At 38.7% G+C, this 4,467-nt stretch carries 5 protein-coding genes; 4 read left to right on the top strand and 1 reads right to left on the bottom strand.

Annotated elements, in window-relative coordinates:
* Positions 1-447 precede the first annotated feature (447 nt).
* From AC438_RS16075 to AC438_RS16060, 4 genes are all read left to right on the top strand, one after another.
* The gene (locus AC438_RS16075; RefSeq protein ID WP_053982282.1) at positions 448-870 is read left to right on the top strand and encodes a hypothetical protein; all 423 of its coding nucleotides are present in this window, start codon (positions 448-450) and stop codon (positions 868-870) included.
* 178 nt (positions 871-1,048) lie between these two features.
* The gene (locus AC438_RS16070; protein ID WP_053982281.1) at positions 1,049-2,977 is read left to right on the top strand and encodes an AAA family ATPase; all 1,929 of its coding nucleotides are present in this window, start codon (positions 1,049-1,051) and stop codon (positions 2,975-2,977) included.
* A 122-nt stretch (positions 2,978-3,099) separates the two neighbouring features.
* Positions 3,100-3,492 (top strand): SMI1/KNR4 family protein, encoded by a 393-nt coding sequence (locus AC438_RS16065; RefSeq protein ID WP_053982280.1) that lies wholly within the window; start codon positions 3,100-3,102, stop codon positions 3,490-3,492.
* A gap of 129 nt (positions 3,493-3,621) precedes the next feature.
* Positions 3,622-3,996, top strand: a complete 375-nt coding sequence (locus tag AC438_RS16060; RefSeq protein WP_053982279.1) for a hypothetical protein — start codon at positions 3,622-3,624, stop codon at positions 3,994-3,996.
* A gap of 225 nt (positions 3,997-4,221) precedes the next feature.
* On the opposite strand, the gene AC438_RS17275 is transcribed toward AC438_RS16060, so the two are convergent.
* Positions 4,222-4,467: hypothetical protein (locus AC438_RS17275; protein ID WP_238376425.1), on the bottom strand; the 246-nt coding region annotated here is incomplete at its 5' end.

Below are 4,467 nucleotides of genomic sequence, written 5' to 3'. Positions count from 1 at the left end.
CCGTCTAATATAATGTTACATGTTTTGAGGGATTTCTGACTCTTCAAGTATAAAAGTAGGCAAAAGTGGCTCTGTTAGGTGACATCTATCAACCACCGACTAGGCATGGTGCCCTAGATCGTCAGGGATACTAAAGCGGTGCTACCGTTTTTCTTATCTGTACTTTAGATCTGCTCTTGAGGATTATTCATGACCATTGAGTTGACAGTCAGAATACACCCTGATCTGGTAAAGTGGGCCATTAAATTGGCTATCATTTTACTGGTTTAGGTAGTGGGCAGCAGGGGCGAGACACCGTCCCTAATGTTTTTTGTGTATCACATGTAACAAGGCCATCAATTTGACGGCTTTTCCGTCGCTTGTTTTGTGGCGACCGCTACGCTGCCAAAAAACAATCAACTCCAAAGCTGCAAATTATGGCGGCGTTAAGGCACATGAGGAAATCGAATGAGCGATGAAAAAGATGCGGCATTTAATACCTATACCGCAAACTGGGTTTCTCGAATTGACTCAATGAATAATTCTCTCATTTTGGTGGCTGGTGGAGTTATGAGTATTACCATAGGAGCATTTCTTAGCGCTACACCACCATCCCTTGATGGTTGCTCTGCTACTCAAATCCGTATCGCTTGGGCTCTACTTGCCGTAAGTCTCGCATGCTCCATCATGCTCAAATTCACCTTGGTAATATCTGGCGCAATGGTTTTAAAAGGCTGGGAGAAGAAAGTTAAAGTGAATGAAGGTGGCCGCATCATTATTGACTCGCCTAAGTGGATACATATTATCGCTTGGTTGCTAGGTAGTAGCGCAGCTTTGTTTTGTATAATTGGCTTTGGTCTAATATCAGTTGGAGCGGGTTCATTGCTATGAGCAAAAGGTGTCCTAACAAAGTTGTCAAATTGACAGTTTTTCCGTCGCTCCTTTTTGTGCTTAATAGCACAAACGGGCTCCTCCAAAACTGCAATTTACAACGGCGTTATAAGCCTCAAGAATTTGCGCGCCAGCTCTATTTAAGAATTAGCCTCACTGTTAGTTAAAAAGGATAATAATGATAATTGGAACATTTTTAAGATATTACAAAACGTATCAAGGAATTAACTACATTCCAATTACCGATGAAGATAAATTTTGTGGATTGGTCGGCGACAATGGGATAGGGAAAAGCTCAGTTTTGGAGTCGCTTGACACTTTTTTTAATGCCAAGCCTTGGAATTTCAATACTGTTACTAAAAAGAGCGGTAAATCATCAACAAAACCGCAGATAGTTCCTGTCTTTCTCCTTAAGCGGAGTTACTTTTCTGGCGATGAGCTTGAAAAAGCAGAATTATTAAATGCCGTCGCTATTAATATTAGTGAAAACGATGTATCACCTTCACTTAAAAGTCATGCTAAAGCTTTTGTCGAACATAGAGAGAGATTAATTCAACGGGTAGATTTGTCTGATTTACTAATTATTCCATTAGGGGTTGATTATAAAGGGGGGACGACAATATCGCTCTTTAACAACCGCATGATAGTAGAGTGGTTATTAGATGATGAAGTAGAAGCAGGGAGGACTTCGCTATCTGATGATGAGCTTGAATCTTTTCTACCACTGCTAAATAAAATAAAAGGAATCGTTGATTACATTTATATACCTAGAGAGATTGAGCCGGAGCTTTTTACAAAGCTAGAGACCGACGAAATTCAGGTTCTTATGGGAGAGACTTTAATACAAATATTGAGTGAGCGAGTACCACAGAAACAAATTAACGAAATCAACTCGAGCCTCAACTCTTTCATCGATAAGCTTGCTCAAGAGCTGGAAATATACTCTTATAGAACGCCAACTGATAGACAGCAATATCTCAAGAAAAATGACGTATATAATCTAATAATTCAATCATTCTTTAGCACAAGAAAACTACACAAGAAGCAAGGTGAAAACTGGCTAGAAATTAGCTCATTAAGTTCAGGTGAGAAGCAAAAAGCCATAATTGATGTTGCACATAGCTTGCTTAACAAGCATAGAGATACAGGTACAAATTTAATAATAGGAATAGATGAGCCGGAATCATCCTTGCATATGTCCGCATGCTTCGACCAATTTGATGCGCTATATGAGATTAGTCGAGATGCTATGCAAGTTGTTTTTTCATCTCATTGGTATGGTTTTTTACCAACAATAGAAACAGGTAGTGCAACCGTAATATCCAAAAATGACTCGACGCATGTTTTCGACATGATTAACTTGGCTAATTACAGAGAGCAAATCAAGCAATTAACTGCCTCATCTAGAGGGCGCTTACCCTACGATATAAGGCTAAAGAGCATTAATGACTTCGTGCAGTCAGTGATTACCAGTGCAATCGGTGAAACTCCATTTAACTGGATTATATGTGAAGGGTCGTCTGAAAAAGTGTATTTGAGTTCTTACTTTAAAGATTTGATTGACTCAAAGAGATTAAGGATTGTCCCTGTTGGTGGGGCGAAAGAGATCAAGAGATTGTACAACCACTTGTCGACCTCGTATGAAGACTTTCAAGAAGAAATTTCGGGAAAAATTATTTTACTTTCAGATACTGACGCACAATTGGTTAACTATGATGTGAAGAATTACCCAAATCTTTTTTGTAAGAGAATGGTTAATTGTATGCAAGCTCGATCTACAAAGCTTGTCAATATTCAAGCTAACCCGGTTTCTCCATCAACAGAAATTGAAGATGCTTTGAATGGTAAGTTGTTCTTTGAAACGCTATGTACTTTTATCGAAAGTTATCCTGAACAACTTAGTTTCTTGAATGAAATAACAGATGAAATTTCGCAAGAAAGTTCGAAAATAGCGTTAGATTTAAAGGCTAGCCAGTGGAGCCAAATTGAGCAGTTTTTTGATATGGATAATAATAAATTCTTGTTCTCTCAGAGATATGTTGAATCTACAGATGAGAAGTACGATGTGCCTTCATGGATATATGAGATCAGAGGTTGGTTAAGCTAGCTTATAACAAGTGGCTGCAACCGACCGCAAAAACTGTCACTTGTTTTGCCAAAAAACGGCAAAACAACCGCCATTTTTTGCGGCGGCTGAGCCAGGCGTTATAAGCACTAAAGGAGTGGAGTGTGGCATTCAACTTAGAAGAAAAATTCATACTTCAGGCTGAAACTGAATTGGAAGCAAACCTTCCCGAAAATTACAAAGCTTCAATGCAACAAAATAACGGCGGTGAAATCAAAATTTCTGAAGATATTTGGGAGCAATATCCTATTTTTGATAACTCAGATCGAAAGCGCATTTCACGTACTTGTAATCACATTATCGTCGAGACTAAGTCTTGTGAAGGTTTCGGTAATTTTCCATTAAATGCAGTAGCTATCGCTGGTAACGGATGTGGTGATCAACTTATCCTGCTTAAAGAAAATACTAACTATGGTAATACTATTTATCTTTGGTCGCATGAAACAGGTGAAGTTGATAAAGTAGCTAACGACTTCAATGAGTTAACGTGCTTATAACAAGCTGTTTAAGCAGGACAAAATACAGTTGGCTGTTTTCTTCCTCAACATTTTAGCCAACTAAATTTTGCCCCTTAACAGGGCGTTATATGTCTCTATAGAGTTAGGAGTCAATTTAAAGTGAGTCAAATGAATGAGGAAATTGAAGGTAGAGAATTTGATTGGTACGCAATAGATTCTGAAGGGAATTTAGGCTTATTTTCTACTGCAGGTGAAGGCTTTGTTCCTGATTATGTTATTAACAATGTTGGTTTGCATGATGCGATTTCAGACTCTATTGATTCATCAAATTGGGGTAATCCTGAGGTTTTTTTTGATTACTGTAAATTAGGCTTTTATGTTTTTGATTGGGACTTACCTAGTGGGCCATATAAAAAGAAATGTGAGCCTTCGAATTCAATAAGTAACAATCTTAAATTACGTTTATTAGAGTTAGTAAATGATAATAAGTTGAGTATCAATTTTAGAAAATTTACTGACATTAAATCTGTAAAAGACATATAACAAAACTAATTAAAACCGACGCAAAACACTCCGCCTTCTTTGTGTTTCGCTTCGCGAAGTATACTCAAAGAAGCCTCCGCGTTGTTGCGCGGTTTATTAGGACAAACCTACTTAGACAGGCATGCCAAAAAGAAAATGACACTAAGTTTTATCAACTATTGTATCGCCATGCCAAAACAATCGCTAATAGCCCATTAATTCAATAAAAGGCATAAAGAACCCAAGCTAATAACGTAGGGTTATGTGGTTGGGCAGGAGTGATGGTGAGTGATGCGAGAAAAATTTATGGTGGTTGGATATTAGGCGGCGCGCTTGGGCCTTTGCCTGTGTTTGGCGAATAAGGCTGACGTGAAGGGATTCACTAATGTCGCAAACGCAGGGAGCGTAAGCGCGACGGATACTCACGCTCAACGGTAAGCGATCCACAAACCCCATCTTATAAGCCCAGCGCACTTTCGCTAAGCTAACTGC

It is taken from the genome of Marinagarivorans algicola (genome assembly GCF_001292705.1).
Lineage (GTDB): Bacteria > Pseudomonadota > Gammaproteobacteria > Pseudomonadales > Cellvibrionaceae > Marinagarivorans > Marinagarivorans algicola.
Note: the sequence above shows the minus strand (reverse complement) of the source record. Positions and strands in the feature narration are given on the sequence as shown.

What these genes read in the sequence shown, in the direction of transcription:
- AC438_RS16075 (WP_053982282.1), top strand. Translation starts at nt 448, where the DNA reads ATGAGCGATGAAAAAGATGCGGCATTTAATACCTATACCGCAAACTGG.
- AC438_RS16060 (WP_053982279.1), top strand. Translation starts at nt 3,622, where the DNA reads ATGAATGAGGAAATTGAAGGTAGAGAATTTGATTGGTACGCAATAGAT.
- AC438_RS16070 (WP_053982281.1), top strand. Translation starts at nt 1,049, where the DNA reads ATGATAATTGGAACATTTTTAAGATATTACAAAACGTATCAAGGAATT.